This is a genomic window from Veillonella tobetsuensis (genome assembly GCF_002959935.1).
Classification (GTDB): domain Bacteria; phylum Bacillota; class Negativicutes; order Veillonellales; family Veillonellaceae; genus Veillonella; species Veillonella tobetsuensis.
Genome location: NZ_PPDF01000012.1, coordinates 105,366 through 132,117 on the forward strand (window position 1 = coordinate 105,366; position 26,752 = coordinate 132,117).

Annotated in this window: 18 protein-coding genes; 16 read left to right on the plus strand and 2 right to left on the minus strand. The window is 39.3% G+C overall.

Going from position 1 to position 26,752, the window contains the following annotated elements:
- Nucleotides 1–7 precede the first annotated feature (7 nt).
- The 11 genes from VTHSUH11_RS06425 (at nt 8) to uvrC (ending at nt 16,459) form a co-directional block, all read left to right on the plus strand.
- Entirely contained in the window at nt 8–238 is a 231-nt protein-coding gene (locus tag VTHSUH11_RS06425) for an acyl carrier protein (RefSeq protein ID WP_005376767.1), read from the plus strand.
- Nucleotides 239–316: 78 nt separating this feature from the next.
- Nucleotides 317–1,273 (plus strand): NAD(P)H-dependent flavin oxidoreductase, encoded by a 957-nt coding sequence (locus tag VTHSUH11_RS06430; RefSeq protein ID WP_059361894.1) that lies wholly within the window; start codon nt 317–319, stop codon nt 1,271–1,273.
- A gap of 35 nt (nt 1,274–1,308) precedes the next feature.
- Nucleotides 1,309–2,553, plus strand: coding sequence for a beta-ketoacyl-ACP synthase II (fabF, locus tag VTHSUH11_RS06435; protein ID WP_059361895.1), 1,245 nt, complete (start codon nt 1,309–1,311; stop codon nt 2,551–2,553).
- Nucleotides 2,553–3,296, plus strand: a complete 744-nt coding sequence (gene rnc, locus VTHSUH11_RS06440; protein WP_082161454.1) for a ribonuclease III — start codon at nt 2,553–2,555, stop codon at nt 3,294–3,296. Before fabF ends, rnc begins: the two co-directional genes overlap by 1 nt.
- A gap of 195 nt (nt 3,297–3,491) precedes the next feature.
- The gene (locus VTHSUH11_RS06445) at nt 3,492–4,535 is read left to right on the plus strand and encodes an elongator complex protein 3 (protein WP_105093051.1); all 1,044 of its coding nucleotides are present in this window, start codon (nt 3,492–3,494) and stop codon (nt 4,533–4,535) included.
- Nucleotides 4,536–4,580: 45 nt separating this feature from the next.
- Entirely contained in the window at nt 4,581–8,135 is a 3,555-nt protein-coding gene (gene smc, locus VTHSUH11_RS06450) for a chromosome segregation protein SMC (RefSeq protein ID WP_105093052.1), read from the plus strand.
- Nucleotides 8,135–9,070 (plus strand): signal recognition particle-docking protein FtsY, encoded by a 936-nt coding sequence (ftsY, locus tag VTHSUH11_RS06455; protein ID WP_059361950.1) that lies wholly within the window; start codon nt 8,135–8,137, stop codon nt 9,068–9,070. Before smc ends, ftsY begins: the two co-directional genes overlap by 1 nt.
- The gene (locus VTHSUH11_RS06460; protein WP_059361951.1) at nt 9,060–9,443 is read left to right on the plus strand and encodes a hypothetical protein; all 384 of its coding nucleotides are present in this window, start codon (nt 9,060–9,062) and stop codon (nt 9,441–9,443) included. The genes ftsY and VTHSUH11_RS06460 overlap by 11 nt, the downstream gene beginning before the upstream one ends.
- Complete coding sequence (gene uvrB / locus VTHSUH11_RS06465; protein WP_105093053.1) at nt 9,443–11,617, plus strand: excinuclease ABC subunit UvrB; 2,175 nt, start codon at nt 9,443–9,445, stop codon at nt 11,615–11,617. Before VTHSUH11_RS06460 ends, uvrB begins: the two co-directional genes overlap by 1 nt.
- A gap of 119 nt (nt 11,618–11,736) precedes the next feature.
- The gene (gene uvrA, locus VTHSUH11_RS06470) at nt 11,737–14,589 is read left to right on the plus strand and encodes an excinuclease ABC subunit UvrA (RefSeq protein ID WP_105093054.1); all 2,853 of its coding nucleotides are present in this window, start codon (nt 11,737–11,739) and stop codon (nt 14,587–14,589) included.
- 43 nt (nt 14,590–14,632) lie between these two features.
- A complete protein-coding gene (gene uvrC, locus VTHSUH11_RS06475) occupies nt 14,633–16,459 on the plus strand; it encodes an excinuclease ABC subunit UvrC (RefSeq protein WP_105093055.1) in 1,827 nt (608 codons plus the stop codon).
- A gap of 51 nt (nt 16,460–16,510) precedes the next feature.
- Here the strand turns inward: uvrC and VTHSUH11_RS06480 are convergent, their stop codons facing one another.
- Entirely contained in the window at nt 16,511–17,866 is a 1,356-nt protein-coding gene (locus tag VTHSUH11_RS06480) for an MATE family efflux transporter (RefSeq protein WP_105093056.1), read from the minus strand.
- 195 nt (nt 17,867–18,061) lie between these two features.
- Here VTHSUH11_RS06480 and VTHSUH11_RS06485 point away from each other — a divergent pair, with 195 nt between their 5' ends.
- The 4 genes from VTHSUH11_RS06485 (at nt 18,062) to VTHSUH11_RS06500 (ending at nt 22,035) form a co-directional block, all read left to right on the plus strand.
- Nucleotides 18,062–18,721, plus strand: a complete 660-nt coding sequence (locus tag VTHSUH11_RS06485) for a TerC family protein (protein ID WP_105093057.1) — start codon at nt 18,062–18,064, stop codon at nt 18,719–18,721.
- A 160-nt stretch (nt 18,722–18,881) separates the two neighbouring features.
- A complete protein-coding gene (locus tag VTHSUH11_RS06490) occupies nt 18,882–19,550 on the plus strand; it encodes a TerC family protein (protein ID WP_105093058.1) in 669 nt (222 codons plus the stop codon).
- Complete coding sequence (rlmD, locus tag VTHSUH11_RS06495) at nt 19,550–21,007, plus strand: 23S rRNA (uracil(1939)-C(5))-methyltransferase RlmD (protein WP_105093059.1); 1,458 nt, start codon at nt 19,550–19,552, stop codon at nt 21,005–21,007. Before VTHSUH11_RS06490 ends, rlmD begins: the two co-directional genes overlap by 1 nt.
- Before the next feature lie 275 nt (nt 21,008–21,282).
- A complete protein-coding gene (locus VTHSUH11_RS06500) occupies nt 21,283–22,035 on the plus strand; it encodes a hypothetical protein (RefSeq protein ID WP_244899997.1) in 753 nt (250 codons plus the stop codon).
- Nucleotides 22,036–22,267: 232 nt separating this feature from the next.
- Here the strand turns inward: VTHSUH11_RS06500 and VTHSUH11_RS06505 are convergent, their stop codons facing one another.
- Nucleotides 22,268–24,547: a TonB-dependent receptor gene (locus VTHSUH11_RS06505; protein ID WP_105093060.1), complete on the minus strand. Its 2,280-nt coding sequence runs from the start codon at nt 24,545–24,547 to the stop codon at nt 22,268–22,270.
- 431 nt (nt 24,548–24,978) lie between these two features.
- Between VTHSUH11_RS06505 and VTHSUH11_RS06510 the strand changes: the two genes are divergently transcribed.
- Nucleotides 24,979–26,544, plus strand: coding sequence for a YadA-like family protein (locus VTHSUH11_RS06510; protein ID WP_105093061.1), 1,566 nt, complete (start codon nt 24,979–24,981; stop codon nt 26,542–26,544).
- Nucleotides 26,545–26,752 lie beyond the last annotated feature (208 nt).

Genomic DNA, 26,752 nt, shown 5'->3' on the forward strand with positions numbered 1-26,752 from the left:
ACCACTAATGAGCACTTTCGATAAAGTTAAAGCAATCGTTGTGGAACAATTAGGCGTTGATGAAGCTGAAGTTACCATTGATTCTACATTCATCGACGACTTAGGCGCTGACTCCTTGGATATCGTTGAATTGATCATGGCATTTGAAGAAGAATTCAATGTTGAAATCCCTGACGACGTTGCAGAAAAAATCAAAACCGTTAAGGATACAGTAGAATATATTGATTCTGCTAAATAAGCTGTATAGCTGACAATTCAGCCGTGCGGGGGGCCGAGTGGCTCCCCAAATCGGTTTTGTTTACAGGAGGAATTGATAGTGAAGCTCCCTGAACTTCGCATTGGGAATCTAGTGGCCAAAGTACCTATTATTCAAGGTGGTATGGCGATTAGATTGTCTACAGCTCGGTTGGCAGCAGCCGTTGCAAATGAAGGTGGTATTGGCCTAATTGCAGCATCTGGCTTGCCTTTTGATGAATTACGATATGAAATACAATTAGCTAGAAAATTATCACCTACGGGTATTATTGGTATAAATGCGATGGTAGCGGCCACTCAATTTGCTGGCCTTGTTAAAACTGCCATCGAAGAGGGCATTGATCTTGTAGTAGCAGGTGCTGGTTTTTCAAGAGATATGTTCGCAATGGGCAAAGAATCTGGTACTCCAATCGTACCAATCGTTTCGTCCGCAAAATTAGCTCGCATTTCTGAAGGTTTAGGTGCTGCAGCAGTAATCGTAGAAGGTTGCGAAGCTGGCGGCCACTTGGGTACGGATCGTTCCGCTCGAGAAATCGTTCCAGAAGTTGTAGCTGCCGTTAAAAACATTCCAGTTATTGCTGCTGGTGGTGTTCTCGATGGTCGCGATATTGTAGAAATGTTGAAATTAGGTGCTAATGGCGTTCAAATGGGCAGTCGTTTTGCTGCATCTGATGAATGTAATGCATCTGATGAATTGAAAAAAATGTATGTGCGTGCTACAAATCCTGAAGATATTGTACTTATTCAAAGTCCAGTAGGGTTACCAGGACAGGCTATCAAAAATAAATTTGCTGAATCTGTTCTTGATGGTACAGTAGCGCCACCAACAGTGTGTGACAATTGTTTAAAACATTGTTCCCATAAATTCTGTATTATCCGTGCTTTATCTAGAGCACAACAAGGTGATGTGGAAACGGGGTTAGTATTCTCTGGCAATAATATGAGAAAAGTCGACAAGATTATGCCAGTTAAAGATATTTTTGCTCAGTTGAAACAACAAGTAGCAGAAATCGATTAATTAAAGGGGCTATATAGCTATAAGAGGTGGAATAATTGGAAAAACGTGTAGTAATTACTGGCTTAGGAGCAGTTACTCCGGTAGGCATCGGTAAAGAAAATTTCTACAATGCGTTATTAGAGGGTAAATCTGGTATTGGCCCGATTACACGCTTTGATGCATCTGACTATGCAACACGCATTGCAGGCGAAGTTAAAGATTTTGATATTACTCAATATGGTGTAGACAAAAAAGAAGCTCGCCGTATGGACCGTTCCGTTGAATTTGCTATTGGTGCAGCCGTTCTTGCCGCTGATGATGCAAAATTGGCACTTGATGAAGAAGATTTGGACCGTTGTGGTACAGTTGTTGGTACTGGTATTGGCGGTATTGATTCTATTCATGAAGTATATACAACATTGTTTGATAAAGGTCCTGGTCGCGTAAGCCCATTTGCAGTTCCTATGATGATTGCAAATATGTCTTCTGCACGTGTATCCATTCGCCTTGGCTTGAAAGGTCCTGTTATTACAGACGTAACAGCTTGTACTTCTGGTACTAATGCAATTGGTGATGCATTCCGCATTATCCAACGTGGCGATGCAGATATCATGTTTGCTGGTGGTACTGAAGCGGCTGTTTCCCCTGCTGCTGTAGCAGGTTTTGCAGCTATGAAAGCTATGTCTACTCGTAACGATGAACCTACAAAAGCTTCTCGTCCATTCGATAAAGACCGCGATGGTTTTGTAATGGGTGAAGGTGCAGGTATCGTTGTACTTGAAGAATTAGAACATGCTAAAGCTCGTGGTGCTCATATCTATGCTGAAGTTGTAGGTTATGGTACAAATGGTGATGCATACCACATTACTGCTCCAGCTCCAGGTGGTGTACAAGCTCGTAAATGTATGGAATTAGCAATTAAAGATGCTGGTATCGATCTTAAAGATATTAACTACATCAATGCTCACGGTACATCTACAGGCCTTAATGACCAAAATGAAACATTGGCTATTAAAGAATTGTTCGGAGACCATGCAAAAAATATCGCTGTTAACTCTACAAAATCCATGACAGGTCACTTGTTGGGCGCTGCTGGTGCGATTGAGACTATTGTAATGGCAATGGCAATCGAAACAGGTAAGGTTCATCCAACAATTAACTGTGATAATCCAGATGAAGGTTTAGATCTTGATTATGTACGTGAAGGTGCTCGTGATTTACATATTACAGCAGCTCTTTCGAACTCCTTCGGTTTTGGTGGTCATAACGGTACACTTTGTGTTCGCCGTTATGAAGACTAATGGGGCGTCACGTATCGCATAAGAATATTATAATGACACAAGCTCGTGAGGATTCTCTTCATGAGCTTGTTAGTCGTTTAGATATACCGACGATTGATATTTCAGTTTTAGATTGTGCTTTAACTCATACATCTTATGCGAATGAACATAAAACTAAGTATATTCATCACAATCAGCGATTAGAATTTCTTGGTGATGCCGTACTAGATCTTATCATTGGGGAATATCTATTTAAAACACACCCAGATATGTCGGAAGGTAATTTAACGAAAATTAAGGCTGCTACAGTTTGTGAAGATTCATTAGCTTCTGTGAGCCGCTCTTTGCGGTTAGGTGATTACTTATTGTTAGGTCATGGAGAGAAATCCTCTGGTGGTAACAATCGAAAATCTATTCTGGCAGATACCTTCGAATCCTTAATTGGGGCATTATATATTACTACTGACTATCAAACTGTAATGAAGTTTGCTCTTCATCACTTGGCTCCTAATTTAAAGCAAGCCTTAGAAGGGAAACGTGGTAAAGATTATAAAACATTGTTGCAAGAGTTTGTACAACGAGATGGTGATAAACACATTGTGTATAATCTTATCGGTGAAGCAGGTCCAGACCATGCAAAAACCTTTACAATGGAGGTATCTATTGATGGCGTAAATTATGAGGCCGGCTCTGGTAAAAGTAAAAAAATTGCAGAACAACATGCAGCACAATTGACCCTCGAAAAGTTAATGGCTGCTATATAAGAAGCGCCGAAAGGCGCTTTTTATATAGGAACTATTAATAGAATAGAAATAAATAGCTATAGACAGTCTTAATATGATGAATGCATTGATATGTTGAAAGCTCTAATGGGTTAGTATACATATAGGTTAAACAAATATAGGTTAAAATATATAGATTAAAACACATAAATAATTAATAGAAAGGAGGTAAAAGTAATGAGATATGGTATGATTCCTTTTTTTATACCCCATGTAGGATGCCCACATGTTTGTACATTTTGTAATCAGTCTCGTATTACAGAAACGGTGGGGATAGGACATTTAACACCCGAATATATTGCATCTACTATTAAGGACTATGTAGGGGACTCAAAAAATGATAAGTTTTGGGAAGTCTGTTTTTACGGAGGATCCTTTTCTGCTATCGATCAAAAATTGCAGATACAGTTATTAAAACCTGCTTATGAAGCATTACAATCAGGATTAATAGACAGCATTCGATGCTCTACAAGGCCAGATGCAGTCAGTGACAGACAATTAGAATTATTATGTTCATTAGGCATGAAGACAATTGAGTTAGGCGTACAATCGATGGATGATACCGTTCTATCCCTCGCTAAACGCGGTCATACCTCTGATGATGTAAAAGTGGCTGTTAAACAATTACGAAAGTTTGAATTTACTGTAGGACTACAACTATTGCCAGGGCTTTTAGGCGATTCATGGGAAACGATAATACAAACAGCTGTCGAAATAACTGCATTGCAGCCTGATTTTGTACGTATTTATCCCGTTCTCGTCATAGATCATACGGAATTGGCGGAACAATACAAGTCAGGTATATATGAGCCATTATCATTGGAATTAGCATTACAGTATTGTGCGTTTTTAAAGACTTGGTTTGAATCGCATTATATTACTGTTATTCGGACTGGATTGCAAAGCACTGAAGAACTCGATACAGGTACTAGTCTATTGGCAGGTCCTTATGAGCCTGCTATGGGGGAATTGGTGTCAAATGAACAATGGCGCCAGAGGATAGAGTATTGTATGAATGAACATACAGAATATTTTGAAGAAACTATTAAGGCTGTTGTTGTTAAATACCCAAGAAGTCTTACCTCTAAGGTTCGAGGATTAAAAAAACGAAATATTGAATATTTTGAAAATATGTATAAGGATATAACTTTCACATGGCGAGAAAATAATGATATTGATACAGTACAATGCAGTATAGATGGCATGGTATATGTGGTATAATTAAAGATATGATTTAATGGGGTTATACTAAGAAAGGAGGCAGTCATGCAATTACTGCGGCTAGAATTAAAAGGATTTAAATCCTTTGCTGATAAAACAGTTGTGAAATTCTCCCCAGGGATGACTGCCGTTATTGGTCCTAACGGGAGTGGTAAAAGTAATATTACGGATGCTATGAAATGGGTTCTAGGGGAATCCAATGTGCGTAATTTACGGGGCCAACGTGCAGAGGATATCATTTTCTCTGGCACAGAAAAACGAAAACCGATGAGTGCTGCCGAGGTTACCCTTGTATTTGATAATGCAGATGGTCAACTCGATGTGGATATGCAAGAGGTGGCCATTACACGTCGTATCTATCGGACAGGTGAAAGTGAATTCCTCATCAATAAACGGACCTGCCGTCTAAAGGATATTCACTTGTTATTAGCTGATACAGGCCTTGGCAAAGATTCGATGGCTATCATTGGGCAAAATCGTATTGATGCCATTCTAAATAGTAAACCAGAAGAACGTCGCTTAATTTTTGAAGATGTAGCCGGTATTTCTAGATTTAAAATTAATAAAGAAGATGCATTGCGTCGTATTGCGAGTACAGACCGTAATATGGAACGTGTTCGAGATATTATGGCTACTATTGAGGAGCAGTTAGAGCCTCTTGCTGAAAAAGCGGAAATGACGAAAAAGTATATGGCATTAAGCCGTAGTAAGCGCGAATATGATGGTATTATAGGCTTTCACAATTATAAGACCGCTGATCGACTATTAACACGTGCAGAAAATGATAATATTGCATTAAAGGACGAAGAAATTGAATTACAAACTCAATTATCTACCCTCGATGCACGACGTCATACTTTACAAGCTGAAAATGCAAAGGATCAAGAAAAATTAAAATCTTGGGAAGCACAGTTTAGCGATAAGCAACGAGAAGAAGAACGCATTAATGGTAATGTCACGCTTTTAGAAGAACAGTTGCGTACAACAAAGCGTGAAGTAGAGGATACGTCTTTGCGAATTAGTGAGGCGGAAGCATCCAAAAAGGGCGAAGAGCAACAATTGCTTATTCTTGAACGCCTTATTGAAGACGAAACATCCCAATTAGATGCTGAACTCATTCAGTTTGCAACATTAGAGACTAAATATAAAGAGGCTGTTGCTCAACTAGAGATGGAACAATCATCGTGGAAGACTTTAGAGAGTGATAGACAGGCGTATCAACAACGCCAATTAGATATAGTTGCTAGCATTGAAACGTCAAAGGCTACATTACGAAACTTGGAAGGGCGTAAGTCTGAGTCTGTAGCGCAAGTCGAAACCTTAGAGGCGGAAATTAAAGAGGTTCAGTCGAATCTAGCAGTAGCCAAGTGCGAACATGAATCATTAGAAACTCAATTCAATGGATTATCGGAGAAGAGAAAATCCTTACTTGATGAAGAACGATCTGCAACAGAGCGTTTGCGTGAGGCGAGAAAATCATTAAATCGCATGAGTAGCGATGTACAAAAAGCACAGGGGCGCTTAGAACTACTGGCACAATGGGCAGAGCAGCATGAGGGCTACTTGGAAGGTACGAAAAATATCCTTAATGGTAAAGGCCCTTGGCGTGAGGCTGTAAAAGGTGCTGTTGGTGATTTATTTACTGTAAATAATCGTTTTACCGTTGCTATTGAAATTGCATTAGGTGGTAGTGTTAACCACGTTGTAACAACAACAGCAAAGGCTGCCTCAGAAGGTGTTACATTCTTAAAATCGATTCAAGGTGGACGCGTTACGTTCTTACCTATGGAATCGGTGAAGGGGCGCCCTTATGATACACCAGCTTTATCGGAAGATGGCGTGATTGGCACTGCTGTCGATTGTATCGAATTTGATGCTGTATATAGTCATATATTCCAATATTTATTAGGTCGTACATTAGTTGTAGAAACAATGGAACGGGCTATTGAATTACAAAAGAAATATAATCAACAGCTACGCATTGTAACGTTGACAGGTGAGCAATTTCAACCGGGCGGTTCCTTAACAGGTGGTGCAACGAAGAAAAAACGTAGTTCCTTGTTAAGTCGGCGTGAAGAGGCTTTGCGTTTAGAGTCCGAATTAGCTTCTGTAGAAGAGCGTACGACGCAACTTGAACAGCAAATAAAGAATGAAGAGAATCGTATTGAGAGGGTACAACAAGAGCGTAGTGTATTAGATGAACAATATCAACATACAAATCTCTTATATTCTGCTAGTCAAACGAAGATTCAGAATATTGAAAATCAATTAGAACGTAAAAACTGTGTTCTTAATGAAGAACGTGAAAGGATTGTTCAAATTGATATAGAGTTGGGACAAACGAAACATGTACTTTCACAATCAGAATCGGAATTAGCCGCGTTGCATAATTCACCTGAGCAGCAAGGTGACCAGTCGGCTATTATGGAGCGATTAAGCACCTTGCAAAAGGCACAGCAAGAAGCATACGAGGCATTTACTGCGTCTAGATTATTGTGTGAACGATTAGAAGTTACATTAGAAGAGCGTAAGTTACAACAAGAACAACGAAAACAAAGCTTAGAAACTATAGTCGCTCGTTTAGCGCCTCTAATGGCATTGTTACAATCAAGCCAAGAGCGATTAAACGTAACTATACCAGACCAAATTCGGGTTGCAAAAGAGTCTCTTGATGCAATTAGAAAAGAAGTTGAAAAGCTTCGTGTTTTACGTGATGAAGCATATCAGTCTACATCAGGTGCACGAGAAGAAATCGAGTCTATTTTATCGGAACAAGATCGACTTAATCAACGCTATAAGGTCGTTCAGAATCGTCTAGTTGAGGCTGAAGGTAAATTGACGCGATACCGTATGGATTGTGAGCGTTCTATAGAGGATTTGAATAAGTTAGGATACTCGCTCGAGGATGCACAGCACATCCATATTGAAGGTTCTGTTAATGACTGGAAGATGGAACAAGCTCGACTCATGGCAGAAATTGCTGAACTTGGTTCTGTTAATCCTAACGCAGTTGAGGAATATGAAGAAACGAAAACCCGTTACGATTTCTTATCTAATCAATTAGCAGATCTCGATATAGCAAAAGAGCAATTACAAGCGGTAATCGCTGAAATGGATAAGGCTATGAGTACGCAGCTTTACGATGTATTAGATGTAGTAGGTCAACGTTTCCAAGAGGTGTTTAGTCAACTCTTTGGTGGTGGTACTGCTCAGATTGTACTGACAGATCCAGATAATATTTTGACTGGTGGCATTGACTTTTACATTCAACCACCAGGGAAAAAACGTCAACAATTGACCTTATTATCCGGTGGGGAACGGGCATTAACGGTTATAGCTTTATTGTTCTCATTCTTAGATTATCGTCCAGCCCCATTCTGTGTGCTTGACGAAGTTGATGCTGCCTTAGATGAGGCTAATGTAGAGCGATTTAGTTCATATCTAAATCGCGTAAATAAAGAAACGCAATTTATCGTTGTATCACACCGTAAAAAGACGATGGAAGCTGCCGAAGTATTACAAGGTGTAACCATGGTTGAACGTGGTGTGTCACGATTATTGACTGTTTCATTTGAAGATGTGAAGGAGGATCTAGCATAATGGCATTCGGATTCTTTAATAAAATTAAAGAGGGCTTGGAGAAAACTCGTAAGTCTTTTGTAAAAAATGTGGAGACCGTTATCATTGGTTATGCACAAATCGATGATGATTTTCTCGATGATTTAGAAGCAGTCATGCTTACAAGTGACCTTGGGCCTAAGACTACAGAGTACTTGATGAAAGAAATTCGTCGTGGTGTTACTGAAGGCATAATTAATCATACAGGTGATGTAATGCCATTTATGGAAGACCGCATCACAGAAATGCTCGTTGACCAAGAAGATGAGATTACACTACATCACCCAGAGGTGATTCTCGTAGTAGGCGTTAATGGTGTTGGTAAAACGACTACCATTGCTAAGTTAGCAAACTATTATGTAAAAGAAGGTAAAAAGGTTATTATTGCTGCAGGCGATACATTCCGTGCCGCTGCAGCGGACCAACTATCTATCTGGGCAGATCGCGTTGGTGTACCTATCGTAAAACATAAAGAAGGTGCAGATCCTGCAGCCGTTGTATACGATGCCATGGAAGCAGCGAAAGCTCGTAATGCCGATATGGTCATTGTCGATACAGCAGGTCGTCTTCACACAAAAGTAAATCTTATGGAAGAACTTAAGAAGATGGGCCGCGTGGCAAATAACCATGTAGAAGGGGCACCGCATCAAACACTGCTCGTTCTAGATGGCACAACAGGTCAAAATGCAGTAAGCCAAGCTAAATTATTTGGTCAAGCTGTACCTGTGAATGGTATTGTAGTAACGAAATTAGATGGTACTGCAAAAGGTGGCGTAGTTATTTCTATTAAGGAAGAACTAGGCGTGCCTGTACGTTGGATTGGCGTTGGTGAAGGTATGGATGATTTGCGTCCATTCAATGCAAAAGAATTTGCCAATGCACTATTTAATAAAGGAATGATTCAAGGTGATAAATAAATACAACCGGGAATTCTTACTTGAATATGTAGAGTCTGAAAATAAGAAAAATAAAAGCCAAGTCAGTTCAGAAGCAATGGACAAGATTGTGAGTTTAATCGAATATTTCGGTATTGAACTCTATCGTCCTATTGCACGCTTGTTGCTGACTAATTGGCAAGAAATTACGGATCGTATTAATAATTATAGTGAAGCTGATTGGATGATGGCTGATGAAATTCATAAGTCGACCCCTACATTAGACCGCTTCTCCATTGCTATGCTCATAGAAGTATTAGAAGGAGAAGATACATTGAATCAGGCGGAAAATGCAGGACAACGGTTGTCAGATGCAGAACTTAGAGCTATCCGTAAGCATCAGGATGAACAGTAATGAAGCATAATACATATAATTACGAAGGGGGCCAACCATTTAAGGTGGAAGCGCCCTTTGCGCCTACTGGGGACCAACCTACGGCTATTCAATCGCTTACAGAGGGGATTGAACGTGGTGAGTGGGCTCAAGTCCTATTAGGTGCTACTGGGACAGGTAAGACTTTTACCATGGCAAAGGTTATTGAGGCAGTTCAAAAACCAACTTTAATCATTGCCCACAATAAAACATTAGCAGCTCAACTTTGTAGTGAGTTTAAGAGTTTCTTTCCTAATAATGCAGTTGAGTACTTTGTATCTTATTACGATTTCTATCAGCCGGAGGCGTATATTCCTTCTAGTGATACATATATCGAGAAGGATGCGTCTATTAATGATGAAATCGATAAATTGCGCCACAGTGCTACGATGAGTCTCTTTGAGCGTCGCGATGTCATCATCGTCGCATCCGTTAGCTGTATTTATGGTTTAGGTGACCCTGAGGATTATTCTGATCTTGTTTTATCCTTGCGTTTAGGTCAAACCAAATCGCGCGATGAAATTCTATCCAAGCTTGTAGATATTCAATATACGAGAAATGATATGAACTTTATTCGCGGTACCTTCCGTGTACAAGGGGATACTATTGAGATTTTCCCTGCTGCGTATAGTGAAAGAGCCATCCGCGTGGAACTATTTGGTGATGAAATCGATCGTCTTGTAGAGGTAGATGCTTTAACAGGCGAAGTCATTGCAGAGCGTAAGCACGTTGCAGTCTATCCAGCATCTCACTATGTAACAACGAAAGATAAGATGCGTATTGCTGTAGAGCGTATTGAAGCTGAATTAGACGAACAATTAGCTAAATTAAAAGCTGCAGACCGTCTACTGGAGGCTCAACGCCTTGAACAGCGTACCCGTTACGATATAGAGATGATGCAGGAAATGGGCTATTGCTCAGGTATCGAAAACTACTCTCGTCATATGTCCGAGCGTAAAGCTGGAGAGGCACCATACACATTGATAGACTATTTCCCAGATGACTTCCTCATTATGGTGGACGAGTCTCATGTAACGATGCCTCAAGTGCGTGCCATGTACAATGGGGACAGAGCTCGTAAGGAATCTCTCATCGAATATGGATTCCGTCTACCGTCTGCGCTTGATAATAGACCGCTTCAATTCGATGAATTTGTAGAGCGTATCAATCAAATCGTCTATGTATCAGCAACGCCTGGTCCATATGAAATGGACGTAGAAACGAATGTGGCAGAACAAATTATTCGTCCTACAGGCCTATTAGATCCATCTATTGAAATTCGTCCTATTAAGGGGCAAATGGATGACTTGCTCAGTGAAATTCATAAGAGAGCTGCTAAGAATGAGCGTGTCCTTGTTACGACCTTAACAAAGAAAATGGCAGAGGATTTAACAGAGTTCTTGAAGGAAATGGGCGTCCGCGTTCGATACCTTCATTCTGATATCGTTACTATCGAGCGTGCTGAAATCATTCGTGACTTACGGGCCGGTGTATTCGATGTACTGGTGGGTATCAACCTACTTCGTGAAGGTCTTGATATGCCAGAGGTTTCTTTAGTGGCTATCTTAGATGCGGATAAAGAAGGATTCTTACGCTCCGATACAGCTATGATTCAAACTATTGGTCGTGCTGCTCGTAATGTGAATGGTCACGTTATCATGTACGCTGATCGTATAACAGGTTCTATGCAGCGCGCCATCGATGAAACAGATCGTCGTCGTGCCGTACAAGAGGCTTATAACATTGAACATAATATTACGCCTAAGTCTGTCTCTAAAGATGTAAAAGAGCTTATTGAGTTGACGAAAATTGAAGAAGATATGGTTACCGATGGAAAGGACTTTTCACCGAAGAAGGGGAAAAAGAAATCCTCTACAACGGGAATGGACCATGGACACGAACCATATGCACAAGATATATCTAGTCCTAAGGTGGCAGATATAACGCCGGAAGAGTTATTCAATAAAATTGAAGAGCTTGATCGTCAAATGAAGGCCGCTGCAAAGCAGCTTGAATTTGAAAAGGCTGCAAAACTTCGTGATCAATTAGGGGAACTACGTCAACAATGGTCCGATATGCATAGCGCAGGTGAAAGCAAGTTAAAAAAACCTGCATCAACTAAAGGTAGAAAGCGGACTAGCTCAAAAAGTAAATAGATTGTAACAAAACACATAGATTATATAGACTATACGTGCGATAATATACATATATTATTTCATGTTAGTAAACAGAGAGATGATGCCGATTGGTATCATCTCTTTAAATAGGGAACATAATGAAAGATCAATTGATAGTAAAAGGTGCGCGTCAGCATAACCTTAAAAATATAGATATATCCTTACCACGGGACCAGTTTATTGTGTTGACAGGCCTCAGTGGTTCTGGCAAATCGTCCTTGGCATTCGATACGATTTATGCAGAAGGACAACGACGCTATGTAGAGTCTTTATCTGCTTATGCGCGTCAATTTTTGGGACAAATGGATAAACCCGATGTAGACTATATTGAAGGTTTATCTCCAGCTATTTCTATCGACCAAAAGACCACAAGCCGTAACCCTCGTTCTACAGTTGGTACTGTAACGGAGATTTACGATTATTTGCGTCTATTATTTGCTCGCGTAGGTCATGCTCATTGTCCAGAATGTGGTAAGCCTATTACACAGCAAACAATACAACAAATGACAGACGATGTAATGAACTTCCCAGAAGGTACTAAGATTTTAGTATTAGCCCCTATGATTCAAGGAAAAAAGGGGGAACATAAAACTGTTTTTGAACAACTTCGAAAAGAAGGTTTTGTTCGTGCCCGTGTAGATGGCGTTGTACGTACATTAGATGAAGATATTGTATTAGAGAAAAATAAAAAACACTCCATCGATATTGTTGTAGACCGTCTTGTGGTTAAAGATGGCATTGAATCTCGCTTAGCAGACTCTATGGAGACCGCATCAAAATGGGCAGAAGGTATCGTAGTTATTCAAGAGGTAGATGGACCTGAACACATGTATAGCCAACACTTTGCATGTCCAGATTGCCATATTTCCTTACCGAAGATTGAACCACGTATGTTCTCCTTTAACAGTCCATTCGGTGCCTGCCCAGCTTGTTTGGGTATTGGCTCTACCATGGAGGTAGACGAAGAACGCGTTATTCCAGATGGATCTATTACCTTTGCCGATGGTTGTGTACAAGCGTTGAGTTCAAATCCTAATGCGTGGTTTATGCGCCAAGTAGAAGGTTTATTAAAAGCTAATGGATACTCTTTAGATTCTACCTATGATGAACTACCAAAAGCCTTGCAAAAAAAGGTAATGTACGGTACGACAGATAAGGTGGCTTTCACCTATGAAAATATGCGCGGCGAAGTGAAGGAATTCTTTACTGAGTACGAAGGTATTTTACCGATGGTAAAACGCCGTCATAGTGAAGCCTCTACAGATTCTATGCGTGAAGAGTTTGAAAAATTTATGTCCATTAAGCCTTGTACTACATGCCATGGAGCTCGTCTTAAACCTGAAGTATTAGCAATTACCGTAGGGGATAAGAATATTAATGAAGTAACGCAGTTAACTATTAAAGAAGCACTCGATTTCTTTGGTAAGTTACAGTTAACAGAGCGGGAACAAGTGATTGGGGCTCAAATTTTGAAGGAAATCAATGCTCGTCTTGGATTCCTCAATAATGTAGGCCTTGATTACCTTACTATGAACCGGAGTGCAGGTACTTTATCTGGTGGTGAAGCACAACGTATTCGTCTAGCTACGCAAATCGGCTCTGGTTTGGTAGGTGTATTGTACATCCTAGACGAACCGTCCATAGGTCTACATCAACGAGATAATGATCGACTCATCGATACCTTAAAAGGCTTACGGGACTTAGGTAACACTTTACTTGTCGTAGAACACGACGAAGATACTATGCGTGCGGCTGACTATCTCGTGGACATTGGGCCCGGTGCAGGTGAGCATGGCGGTCAAATTATTGCCGCTGGTTCTGTTGAGGAAGTTATGAAGGTAAAAGACTCTATTACTGGTCAATATTTGAGCGGCCGTAAATTTATCGCCCTTCCTGAACAACGCCGTAAACCAGGTAAGAACTGCATTGAAATTCGCGGTGCAAAGGAAAATAATTTACAAAATGTAAATGTAAAATTCCCTATTGGCTTATTTAATGTTGTTACTGGTGTCAGCGGTTCTGGTAAGTCTACCTTGATTAATGAAATTCTCTACAAAGGTTTAGCTAATCAATTATATCGCTCTAACCACAAAGTAGGGGCTCATAAAGAAATCCGTGGTCTTGAACATATCGATAAAATCATCAATATCGACCAAAGTCCGATTGGCCGTACACCGCGCTCTAATCCAGCTACTTATACAGGTGTATTCGATGCTATACGCGAGCTCTATAGTCAAACACCGGAAGCAAAGATGCGCGGTTACAAACAAGGGCGCTTTAGCTTTAACGTAAAAGGTGGCCGCTGTGAAGCTTGTCGTGGTGATGGTATCATCAAAATTGAAATGCACTTCTTGCCAGATGTGTACGTACCTTGTGAGGTTTGTAAGGGAGCCCGTTATAACCGAGAAACCTTAGAGGTTAAATACAAAGGTAAATCTATTGCCGATGTATTAGATATGACGGTAGATGATGCGGTTGAGTTCTTCAGCGCTATTCCGAAGATCAATCGTAAAATGATTACCTTGCAAGAGGTAGGTCTTGGCTATATTCGTTTAGGTCAAGCCGCCACAACCTTATCTGGTGGTGAAGCACAACGCGTTAAATTAGCTACTGAATTAGCTCGTCGCAGCACAGGTAAAACACTGTACATCCTAGATGAACCGACTACAGGTCTTCATGCCGAGGATATTCGCAAGTTATTACACGTATTGCAACAACTCGTAGAGGGTGGCGATACAGTTGTCGTTATCGAGCATAATTTAGATGTGATTAAGATGGCAGACCACATCATAGACCTCGGTCCTGAAGGCGGTAATCGCGGTGGTACTATCGTTGCTACCGGTACACCTGAGGAAATCGTTAAGGTGAAAGAAAGCTATACCGGTAAATTCTTAGGTCCTGTCTTAGAACAGACTGAGAAATTTATGAAAGCAGCTCAAAAGAAGAAATAATAGTGAGTACAAAGCTTAAAAATCTATGAGGAAAGGAGGACATATGCCATCTGAAGAATTACTAGAGAAGGTCAGTCATTTGCCGACCACACCGGGCGTGTATTTATGGCGTGATCAATATAACCGAATCATCTATGTTGGTAAGGCCATTAACTTGCGCAATCGTGTGCGTTCCTATGTACGCAATGATGCCAATCGGGCTCCCAAAGTAACGGCTATGATGAAGCGTGCAGTCGATGTGGAGATTATTCAAACTAAGACGGAAATGGAAGCCCTTATCTTAGAGAATACGCTTATCAAAGAACATGAACCTAAGTACAATATTAGGCTTCGCGATGATAAAACATATCCTTATGTAAAGATTTCAATTCAAGAGGATTACCCTCGCGTGTATATGACACGCCGTCTTGAACGAGATGGGGCAAAATATTTTGGACCTTTTACAGATGTGACATCGGTACACGTGGTACTGAAATTAATACGACAATATTATCCATTGCGTACGTGTAAATCCATGAAGGTAGAACGCCCTTGTTTACAATATCATATGCACTATTGTGAGGCCCCTTGTTTCAATAAAATATCTATACCTGATTACCATACATATATCGATGAAATCATAGCATTATTTGAAGGTAAGCCGATTCATCTTTTAAAAGAAATAAATGAAAAGATGGAACTAGCAGCTGAGGAACTTCGTTTTGAAGATGCAGCCCGTTATCGTGACCAATTAACGAGCATTGAAAAAATTCAAGAAAAACAACGAATGGTAACACAACGAGGTGATCTCGATGTACTAGGTATTGCTGTAGATGGACAATTGGCTTGTGTACAATTGCTCTTTATTCGGGGAGGACGTCTTTTAGGACGGGAAAATTACTTCGTACAAAATGAGGGGGACTCCGAAGAAGTTATTATGACTGACTTCATCAAGCAATACTATGGGGATACTACATTTATTCCTAAAGAATTGCTATTACCCATGGAAAGTTCAGAACAGAATCTATTTAAGGATTGGTTTAGTGAAATGAAGGGCCAACAAGTGGATGTTCTCGTACCTCAACGGGGGTATAAGATGGACATGATTAGGATGGCTCATGAAAATGCAGAAACATTCCTTGAAGAGCGACGTCGTCAATGGCAACATCAAATCGATAAGAGTGGTGGCGCTATTAAAAAATTAGCTGAAGTATTGGATTTGCCGCGATTACCTGAACGTATGGAATGTTTCGACATATCTCATACCCAAGGTTCTGAAACGGTAGCCTCTATGGTTGTCTTTGAAGGTGGTAAGCCTGCGAAGAAAGAGTATCGACGTTTTAAACTCAAGACTACGCAAGGCAAACCTGACGATTTTAAATCTATGGCAGAGATCATGGAGCGTCGCTATGGTAAAGAAACAGATTGGCCTATGCCTGACCTCATCATTATCGATGGTGGCAAGGGTCAACTCAATGCTGCTATACCGCTCATACGTGCTGTAGGCGTCACAGATGTACCTGTTATATCTCTGGCAAAACGCATAGAAGAGGTTTTTGTAGAGGGGCAATCAGAGAGTATTATATTAGATCATCGCACACCAGAGCTTCAATTATTACAACAAATCCGTGACGAAGCCCATCGTTTTGCTATTACGTACCATCGTAAGCTACGTGGAAAACGCAATTTAGAATCTATTCTAGATCATATTGAAGGTATTGGTCCTAAGCGTCGAAAGGCATTATGGGCTCACTTCAATAGTTTAGAAGCCATGAAAGAGGCATCTATTGATGAGCTTTCAAATGTGGAATCTATGAACTATAAGACGGCAGAAACACTATATAATTTCTTCCGCATGTCTAAGGTAGAAAAACAAGATATGTTAAAATAAGAAACCAGGAGTATCTTACAGTTTCACTGCAAGATGCTCCTGGTTTCTTAGTTATTTAGTTATAGTTGCTTTATGATGTTGGATATACCAGGTACGCCATGTAAATAATATACCGGCCGCTAATACACTAGCTAATAAACCAATCCATACACCGAAAGGCCCATACGCTGGATTTTTGGCTAAGATATAGGCTATTGGGAAGCATACGCCCCAATAGGATACAAGTGAGATATAAAATACGATTTTTACATCCTTGTAACCACGTAAGATACCTTGTAGTGGTGTTCCAATTGCATCTATGGCAGCAAAGAATACGCCATAACCAAGGAATCTATAAATTAGATTATATACATCTTCATCATTGGTAAAGAGAGACGAAATACTTTCCATATGTGTAAAGGTAAAGCCACATATAGCTAAGGCTACAACAATAGCTACAATACGAGATATGTAAGAATATTGTACAGCGTCTTTTTCTCTACCTGCACCGAGTTCATAACCAACGGCAATAGTAGCCGCCATAGCAATACTGAGCGGCAGACAATAAAATACATTAGTAAAGGCTATAACTGATTGATGGGCCGCTACTACGGCAGAACCAAAGTGAACCATTAAGAGTCCGGCAATACTGAAAATGCTGGCTTCAAAAAAGATGGAAAAACCAATAGGCAAACCAACTTGTAATTGCTCTCTTATATAATGCCAATAAGGTCCGAAGTAATCCTTATAAATGCGATACTCTTTTAATTTAGGATGGAATAAGATGACTGCACTAAATAGGATAAAGTTGGTCCAACAAGCACCGGCGATACCATAGCCTGCACCTACACCACCGATTTCTGGAAATCCAAAGTGACCAAAAATCAAAGAGTAATTTAGAAATACATTGACTACAAAGCTAGTTACTACAATAGCCATTGAATAATGAGTTAATCCGTGTGCGTCCACCGTGTTTCGCAATGTATTCACCCATAATAGAGGGAAGAGTCCTAGAGCGAAAGCTTTCAGATATTCTAGACATACCGCCGTGGCAGCCGGTTCTAAATTAAGGAAATTTAGGAGTGGTTTAAGTCCGAAAATTCCCAGCAATAATATAGTCATAGCTAAGACCGTAGCAATATAGAAACCTTGATATATAATTACAGGAATAGTATCTGTTTTTTGAGCACCCAGTAACTGCGCGATAATTGGGGTAATACCCATTAATGTACCTTGTGCGAAGATATAGAATAGCAGCCATAGATTGTAACCTGTAGCGACACCTGCTAAGTCTATGGTACTATATTGACCCGTTAAAAAGATGGCAATAAAGGTGCCACCGACGAGAGAAAATTGAGTAATGCACATAGGAGTAAATAGTTTAATGAACAACCATAATTTTTGCATTATAGAATATGTTTTGTACATAATAACCTCCCTAGTTGATGATATAGTATACCATAAAGTTAGTTATTTTGGTAGATTAAGCCCGTAAATGAAATTGATGAAGCTAAGTTGAAATGTATGCTAAAAATGTATATATAATTTAATAATTGAATTTTACACCATATAACTATATCGATTATAATATATATACTATGTTAATATTCTAAGGAGGGTACATTGGACATCTTATCTGTACAAGGTTTATTAGCGATGCTTCAAATCATCGTTATCGATATTTTATTAGCTGGCGATAATGCCATCGTTATCGGCATGGCGGCGCGTAACTTGCCAGCTAATTTGCAGAAGAAAGCAATCTTTTGGGGCACTGCAGGGGCCATCATTTTACGCCTTGTTATGGCATTCCTATTTGTAGAGGCTTTAAATAATATTCCAGCCTTGCGTCTAGTTGGTGGTATTCTTCTTTTATGGATTGGCTATAAACTCGTTGCCGATGATGAAAGCGAGCATAATATCGAAGCAAAAGATAATTTGCGTGCTGCTATTACGACGATCGTCATTGCTGACGGTATCATGGGTATCGATAATGTTATCGGTGTAGTTGGTGCTGCTAATGGTGATATGATGTTGGTAGCAATCGGTATGTTAATTACAGTGCCAATCATCATCTATGGTAGTACATTGTTTGTGAAAGTTATTGAACGTTTCCCAATTATTCTTTATGTTGGGGGCGGTATCCTTGGTTGGGTAGGTGCTGGCATGAGTGTGGAAGATAAGTTAATCTCTCATACGGTTGAACCATATGCATTATTTATCAAAATTGCAGCAGTTGTCTTGGTAGTGGGGGCCTCTTTGCTAGCAAAGCAACTTAAGAAATAATTAGCTGATTAAAATATCTCTTCTCTTATCTATAGGGGAAGGGATATTTTTTGTGTAAAATTTATGTCCTACTAAGTCAATCCTTTTTAATGAGAAAATACGAGAATTATGATATAGTTAAGGGATAGATATTGAATGTATATAGTTGAGGTACGTACAGATGGAATTTTTAGAAGCTGCTACATGGATTACCATTAGCAAAATTATATTGATAGATATTTTATTAGCAGGCGATAATGCTGTTGTAATTGGTATGGCAGCAGGTAAACTAGCCCCAGAACTACAAAAGAAAGCAGTTCTATGGGGGACTGTCGGCGCTATCCTGATGCGCCTTATTTTCGCTACTATTTTGGTAGAGGCTTTAACCTTGATTCCACTCATCCATTTGGGTGGTGGCTTAGTTCTTGTATGGATTGCGATTCAGCTTTTAAAAGGTGGCGATGAAGAGACTCACATTGAGGCTAAAAACTCTTTAAGTGGTGCTATTTGGACGATAATTATAGCCGATGCGATGATGAGTATCGATAATGTTATCGGTGTTGTGGGTGCTGCAAAAGGTCATTTAGAGCTTGTTATCGTTGGTATGCTAATTACGGTACCTATCATCGTATTTTGTTCTACACTATTCGCTCGTATTATTAACAAATTCCCAGCCATTCTTTGGGCTGGCGGTGCACTGCTTGGATGGGTTGCCGGTGAAATGATCGTAGAAGATCCACTTCTTTTACCATATATCCAAGGGGAAGAATTACTCGTTAAATTTGGTGCGGTATTCTTTGTACTCATCGTGACTGGTATCATTAAAATTTGGAAGAAAAGAGACGCATAATGAAGGGTACAGGTTGTACATCTCGTAAGAATACATCTAAACAACAGAATACAAGTGGTAAGATTTCTAAAAAACAACAGGCTATTTTGAATGCTCCTGTTAAACTAGGAGATGAGGTGCTCGTAGAGATACACGGTATCGGCAGTAGTGGGGAAGGTGTAGGTCGCGTAGATGATTTTACTGTCTTTGTTCCCTTTGCCTTGCCTGGAGAAACGGTGAAAGTATCTATTAATATGGTGAAAAAGACCTATGCTACAGGCAAGTTAATAGATATTGTAACACCAGCTTCTAATCGTATAGAGCCTACCTGTAACTTATATGGTGTATGCGGTGGGTGCCAATTACAACATATTACCTATGAAGGACAGCTTTTACTAAAAACACAAAAGGTAAAAGACGTTATTGAACGCATTGGACATCAGAATCCTGACCTTGTGAAACCAGCATTAGGTCCTAAAAACCCGTGGGCCTATCGCAATAAAATGCAAATGCCTGTAGGGGGTGCTAAAGGCGACATTCAAATGGGGTTCTATGCGATGGGATCTCATGATATTGTGCAAGGTACGAACTGTCCAATTCAAGATGAAGGGAACAATACTATTGCTCAAGTTTGTTATGATATTGCAAAACATTTAGACATTGAGCCCTATGATGAACACACAGGAAAGGGCGTATTGCGCCATGTTATCGGACGTATCGGTCAATCTGGATGGATGGTCATTCTAGTAACAGCTACAGATTATCTCCTACATCAAGAACAATGGATTGAGAAACTTACGGAACGTATACCACAGGTGGAAACTATCGTTCATAATGTGAATGGCAAACGTACTAATGTAATCTTAGGTCCTATAAATCATGTGCTATATGGAGATGGAACGATTACGGATCATATAAAGGATTTAAGGTTTACCTTATCTCCACACTCCTTCTTCCAAGTGAATCCGGAACAAACTACAGTACTTTACGATCAAGCATTAGCTTATGCAGATCTAATAGGGGATGAAACCGTTATCGATGCGTACTGTGGTACGGGTACTATTTCATTGTTTTTGGCTCATAAGGCAAAACATGTCATCGGTATAGAAATCGTAGAACCAGCCATTATTAATGCTCGTGAAAATGCACGACGTAATGGCTATGACAATACTGAATTTATTATCGCTGATGCGGCCGTAGAAATGCCAAAACTTTACAAAGCAGGTGTACGACCAGACGTGATTGTATTCGATCCAATCCGGGCAGGCTGTAAAGAAGAAGTACTAACCTCTGCAGCTGGCATGGAACCGAAACGCATTGTTTACGTATCCTGTAACCCAGCCACCATGGCGCGAGACATTGAAATCCTCACACACTACGGCTATGAACTAAAAGAAGTACAACCTGTGGACATGTTCCCAATGACCGCTCATGTTGAGGCAGTGGCTTTGCTCACTAGGAACGAAGTGACGCAGTGAGCATTAGCACTGCCCATGTGATAGGCGTCCAAGAACACGAGACGAAGACGAAGTGCGATTGGAAACGCCGAACCACTGAGGCAGTGGCTTTGCTCACTAGGAGTGAAACGACGCAGTGAGTGATAGCACTGCCCATGTGATAGGCGTCCAAGAACACGAGACGAAGACGAAGTGTGATTGGAAACGCCGAACCACTGAGGCAGTGGCTTTGCTCACTAGAAGCGAAGCGATGTAGTGAGGATTAGAATGGCTCATATTAGAGATGACCAAAATTTATGGAAAAACTTATTTTTAAAAGTATATATTTTGTAGGTGAGACTATGAACTTTAAGAAACAAATTATTTTATTTTCAATTTTAGCTATGTCTGTTATGGCAGTATCTGCTGAAGATATTAGTACTTATAATCCTCAAGTTATTGAGAAACACCAAATTACAAATGAAGATATTGCATCAGCAACATCTTATGGACAGTCTTTAGTAGAAAAGAAAAATATCAAAATGATATCTACTGCTAAGAAAAAGTTTATTAAAAGACGTTATGGTGGAATTTTCCCAAGAAATGAATTGCAAGGTATCGTATATGTTCAAACTCCATTCGCAATTTTTGCAAATACGGCATTGGAGGATGCTAGAGGTGTAGCAAGTACTTATTCAACAAGAAATGCTACGAATATATTACAGGTTAGATCTTACCTTTATATGCCGGAAAGTAAGATGTATAATGATACTAATAATGTTGTTATATCTATAGTACAAAATGGATATACATATTATCCAATAGAAACAGTACGTGGCGATGATCAATATGAAGGTCCTGGTATGTGGGTAACAGTAGGTTATCAATCATTATTTGAATTATCTAAGATTGATACTAATAGTCCTTTTGAAGTTCATATTAAGTCTGATGCGGTTAAGGTTGGAGATGCAGTAATTCAGTTTCCAGCATTAAATGCGTCAAATAAGTATGTTTTGGATGACTCCTATTCACTTTATAGAGGTGATGCAGTGTTTATCGATAAGAAATAATATATATTTAAGTGCATTGTTCTAGAACTGAATAAATCTAATTTTTTATTTAGACCTAATATAATAAAGCGGCTGTAATAGAATACACTTCGTTTAAATAATCAAATAATAGTTTTATAATATAGTAAACGTAGCCCCAATAAAAAGAAACATAAGCGGGGCTACTTTTTTATACCTAAAATCAGTATAAAGGTAGCCTTACTCATGTTTCTTTTAATATGATGAGAATCGATTAGAATTTAAACTTCATACTTGCAGAGTACGTACGACCTGCTGTAGCTTCATCGCTAAAGAAGACACGGTTAAATACATTTTGAACACCAAATTGTAATGTCGCTTCTTTAGATAATTTATAATTCACAGCTACATTAGAAATGAAGTAGCTATCTTCGGAACCGTATTGACCAGTAACATCATCTACAGATTGACGACGGCTTACGTATTGTGCATCCCAAAGAGCATTCCATTTGGCACTAGTATATTCAACACCAGCATGGAATGTATGTTTAGGAATGTCATAATTCACCTCTGCATATTCGCTTGCATTTGTATTAGGAAGTTCTTTATGTTTAATCCGTCCTGTTTGCCATGTATAGTTTCCAAATACAGACCATTTAGATGACAATTGATGACGAACTTCTAGTTCCACACCGCGGCGAGATTCTTCATCTACGTTATTGTACATTTTATAGTCTACATTGCCACTATTGTCATAATATGTAAGATATTTAACTTTGTCCTTAGTTTTGACATAGAATCCAGAGACATTTAATGTAGTCTTTGTATTCCATTCTTTTTTCAAACCAATTTCAAATGAATCAGAACGTTCTGGATCTAAGTTAGGATTTGCTTTCACAATATCACTATAACGATAGACTTGGCTCAATGGAGGTGGGTTAAAGGAATGACCATAAGATGCATACACATTCAAGGAGTCAGTTACATAATGCTCAATGGCAAGCTTAGGACTTAATTCTGTATAAGTGCCGGTTCCATGATTTACTGTATCATATCTGCTATTAGCTTGGTCATAAGTCACATGTTGACCATCGAATTTTTTAAATCTGTCTATACGAAGTCCACTATAAATAGCCCAGTCATGATTAGGACGATATGTATCTTGAACAAATAATGCTAGATTACTTGTAGCGCCTTTGTTGATTTCGTACAAACCACCTGGATACGTAGTGGAATCAAAAGAGGAATGGTTTCTCCAATTCGTTAATTCTCGTCGTTTTTGGTTAAAGCTTTCTTTTTTCCAGTTAAATCCAGCAACAACACTGTGTTTGCCTCTGCGGTCCCATACTTTCTGTACATCTAAATTAATTGTTTTTCCAGGATAGAAGGAGTCATCCCCAGGCCCACTATAATTTGGCGTATTTGGGTTAGCAGGGCTAGAGAAACCATCTTTTTTACGATCTAACATATTGAACGTAGCTTGAATCTTATTTTTGTCATTTTTATATTGTAAGTTATGGGAGTGATACTCTTTTAATCCGTCATAACCTAAATATCGACTTGTTCTAAGGGCTACATATTTTTGATTGCTAACTTTGACATTACCTGAAAAAACTGGTTGACCGCCAACTGTAATCGTACTCATTGGATTTTCATAAGCATATCTGTTTTTTGTATATAGATATGAATATGTTAACGACTCTCTATCACGAAGCTTCATCGTAATGTAGGTAGAAAGGCTTTTATTGTCATAGGATTTATCGCCACGACTGCCTAATAGATAGGACCCATCTTTTGTTTGTGGTACAGGATTATCTGGTGTAACCGTTACTGTAGTAGGTCTAATGTTGGCAGCTCTGCCAGTAATAAAGAACCCAGGATATCCATCGGTTTTTCTTTGTTCTCCGGACATACCAACAGAGACGCGATCAGATACACGCGCATCAAAACCTAATTCATTGTTGCGAGTTCCGTGGGAACCATATCCGATTTGTCCATGCCAATGGATATCTTTCACATCTTGTTTAGGTTGTAGCTGTTTCGTTTGAATGCTGATAACACCGGCAACACCTCGACCACCATATAAAGAGGAGCTTGGACCACGTACTAACTCAATTCGATCAATTGAATGTACCGGAATAGCTTCCCAATCTACACTATTATTAAATGTATTATTCATTGGTACACCATTGAGTAATACTAATGTGTTAGTGGAGTCAAAACCACGAATTTGTAATCCTCCATTTGCCTTTTGGCTCTTATAAACACCTGGTAACATTTGTAAAGCATCAGCTACTGTATCAACTCTGCGTGCTTCAATATCTTTAGCTGTAATTACAGAAACGGAACTTGGTGTTTTTGAAATATCTTCCATTGTTCTTGTAGCTGTTACCGTGATAGTTGGTACTATGGTTTGCTCAGATCCAGCATTGCTGTCAGTAGCATTTACCACTTGACCACTCATAGCTGTCAAAATCATAGAAAATAATACGGCCTTTGACGTGCTAAATCGCCCCCAACGCGTTACATTTCTCTTATTTATACTTTTTCTCATACACACGACCCTTTACATTATAAAATAAAAATAATATACACTATCTTAAGTATATCATTGGACTATATCTTTTAAAAATTCTGTATTATGAATACTGGTTATATACTTATAAATACCAATTATATTCAAGAAAGCTTATAGAAACAGTGCCTTTGGTCTTCATCTGACTTGTAGTAGATATATTATTTTATGCAAATGCTGCATATTATACCAATAGGGGTATTAGTAAAACTTATAAACATATGAATTTATTTCATTAATATAAAATATTGAATAACTCATAAAATTTTCTTACAATGAGCGTATCTTATGTATATCTTGCAAAATAAAATGTTCTTTTTAGTAAACTTGTGTGTATCTATTAGTGAATGTAACTAAGAAAATTTTATGGAGTAAGAGTTTGAGTATAGTTATAGAGAAGGAAGAGAGACATGTTTACTATGAACAAATTGAATTCGCAACAACAAAATGGCAAGAAGGTAAGATGTGTAAGTGCATCGTTAACGGCTTGTGTGTTTGCATTAACCTTAGGATCTGTTGCCGTGTTAACTGCCCAAACTGTAGAGGCAGCTGGTCAAGTCATAGGTGGCTATGCTGCTGGTAATCAGGCACTAGGTGACGGCAGTGTTGTCGTAAGTGGAGGCAAAGATAAAGAGCCTAATGTTGCAGAAGGTGAAAATAGTGCTGTACTTGCAGGTACGATGAATGCAGCAGAAGGATCATATACAGCTATTGTAGGTGGTTTTAAAAATATAGTTCACGAAGAGATTAAAAGTGGTGCTATTCTTGGTGGTACAAAGAACCAAATTGAAGCTGTTGGTTCTTTAGTGGGTAATTATGCAACAATCAGCGGTGGGGAAGATAATATTGCGTATGGTGAATCTTCTTCTATTTCTGGTGGTAATGCCAATGGTACCTTTGGGTTACACAGCTCTATTGCTGGTGGCCGTGGTAACAATGCGGGCGGTGAAATCGGTTCCGTTATTGGGGGATCACAAAATAATGCAGATGGTCATGGCAGTACCCTCGCTGGTGGCTTAGGTAATACCGGTGTCGGCATGTGGTCCTCCGTATTTGGAGGCAGCAAAAATGAAGCTGTAGGTGTTGGTGCTTCCATTCTTGGTGGAGGTGGCCGAGAATTTACAGGTCGTAGATTTGTTAACCATAAAAATATTGCCAATGGTGAATACAGTACAATTGTAGGTAGTCGCGATGGAAGAACTGTAGGAAATGGTAGTACTGTTGTTGGTGGTTCTAATGGTCTAACACTTGGTGTAGCATCTACATCTATCGGTGGCGGATTTACAGGTTCTCAAGCAGAGAACAGTTTAGCATTAGGTCATAAGGCAGGAACGACTGTAAAATATGGAACTGCTATCGGTTATGAAAGCGTAGCTACAGAAGAAGGCACAATTGCATTTGGTCATGATGCTGGTGATGTTTCTGGTTACACAGTAAAATATCCAGATAAAGAAATCACCACACACTTAGGTTATAAAAAAACTGTGCCAGATTATGATAAAGAGCCTACAGTAACACCTACTACATATTCAGATGCTAAATATAATCGTTTGGTGAAAGTAGCTGATGGCGTTGATGCACATGATGCGGCAACAGTAGGTCAATTGGAAAATGCTATTAGCCAAGTACAATCTGTAGGTACAAATATAGAAACTACAGTTAATAAAGCGACTGCATCTAGTTATGCATTAGCTGCATTACAACCAAACTTCTCAGAAGGTGAAACTGGATTGGGTGTAGCCGTTGGCTTTGGTCATTATCATGGCAAAACAGCAACTGCTTTAGGTGCTTACTACCGTCCAAACCGCAATGTACAATTTAATGTAGGTACTGTGGTTGGCAATGGTAACCAAGGCTTTAACGGTGGCCTTAGCTTTAAAGTAGGCCCTGAATCTAAAACAGTGCCATCCTCTACAGATGCTAGAATTGCTCAACTGGAAAAACGTATCCAAGAATTAGAGCAAGCTAAAAAATAATTAGAAAAAAATAGATAAGATAAAAGTATTCTATACCCTAAAAGGTGCAGCTCATGGAGTTGCACCTTTTTTGTATAACATTATTTGTTGGTTATAAAATCTTTTCTGAAATATTATAAAAAAATAATATTGAAATGATAGAATAGAAGTAAGATTAATAAATCAGAATCATGTATATATGTAATTTAATAAATTGATAAAATGAGGT

Bases quoted from the DNA above. Each gene is read 5' to 3' on its own strand.
- rnc (WP_082161454.1), top strand. From the start codon at position 2,553: ATGGGGCGTCACGTATCGCATAAGAATATTATAATGACACAAGCTCGT.
- uvrC (WP_105093055.1), top strand. From the start codon at position 14,633: ATGCCATCTGAAGAATTACTAGAGAAGGTCAGTCATTTGCCGACCACA.
- smc (WP_105093052.1), top strand. From the start codon at position 4,581: ATGCAATTACTGCGGCTAGAATTAAAAGGATTTAAATCCTTTGCTGAT.
- VTHSUH11_RS06425 (WP_005376767.1), top strand. From the start codon at position 8: ATGAGCACTTTCGATAAAGTTAAAGCAATCGTTGTGGAACAATTAGGC.
- VTHSUH11_RS06510 (WP_105093061.1), top strand. From the start codon at position 24,979: ATGTTTACTATGAACAAATTGAATTCGCAACAACAAAATGGCAAGAAG.
- VTHSUH11_RS06505 (WP_105093060.1), bottom strand. From the start codon at position 24,547: ATGAGAAAAAGTATAAATAAGAGAAATGTAACGCGTTGGGGGCGATTT.
- VTHSUH11_RS06445 (WP_105093051.1), top strand. From the start codon at position 3,492: ATGAGATATGGTATGATTCCTTTTTTTATACCCCATGTAGGATGCCCA.
- VTHSUH11_RS06480 (WP_105093056.1), bottom strand. From the start codon at position 17,866: ATGTACAAAACATATTCTATAATGCAAAAATTATGGTTGTTCATTAAA.
- rlmD (WP_105093059.1), top strand. From the start codon at position 19,550: ATGAAGGGTACAGGTTGTACATCTCGTAAGAATACATCTAAACAACAG.
- VTHSUH11_RS06500 (WP_244899997.1), top strand. From the start codon at position 21,283: ATGGAAAAACTTATTTTTAAAAGTATATATTTTGTAGGTGAGACTATG.
- VTHSUH11_RS06490 (WP_105093058.1), top strand. From the start codon at position 18,882: ATGGAATTTTTAGAAGCTGCTACATGGATTACCATTAGCAAAATTATA.
- uvrA (WP_105093054.1), top strand. From the start codon at position 11,737: ATGAAAGATCAATTGATAGTAAAAGGTGCGCGTCAGCATAACCTTAAA.
- uvrB (WP_105093053.1), top strand. From the start codon at position 9,443: ATGAAGCATAATACATATAATTACGAAGGGGGCCAACCATTTAAGGTG.
- ftsY (WP_059361950.1), top strand. From the start codon at position 8,135: ATGGCATTCGGATTCTTTAATAAAATTAAAGAGGGCTTGGAGAAAACT.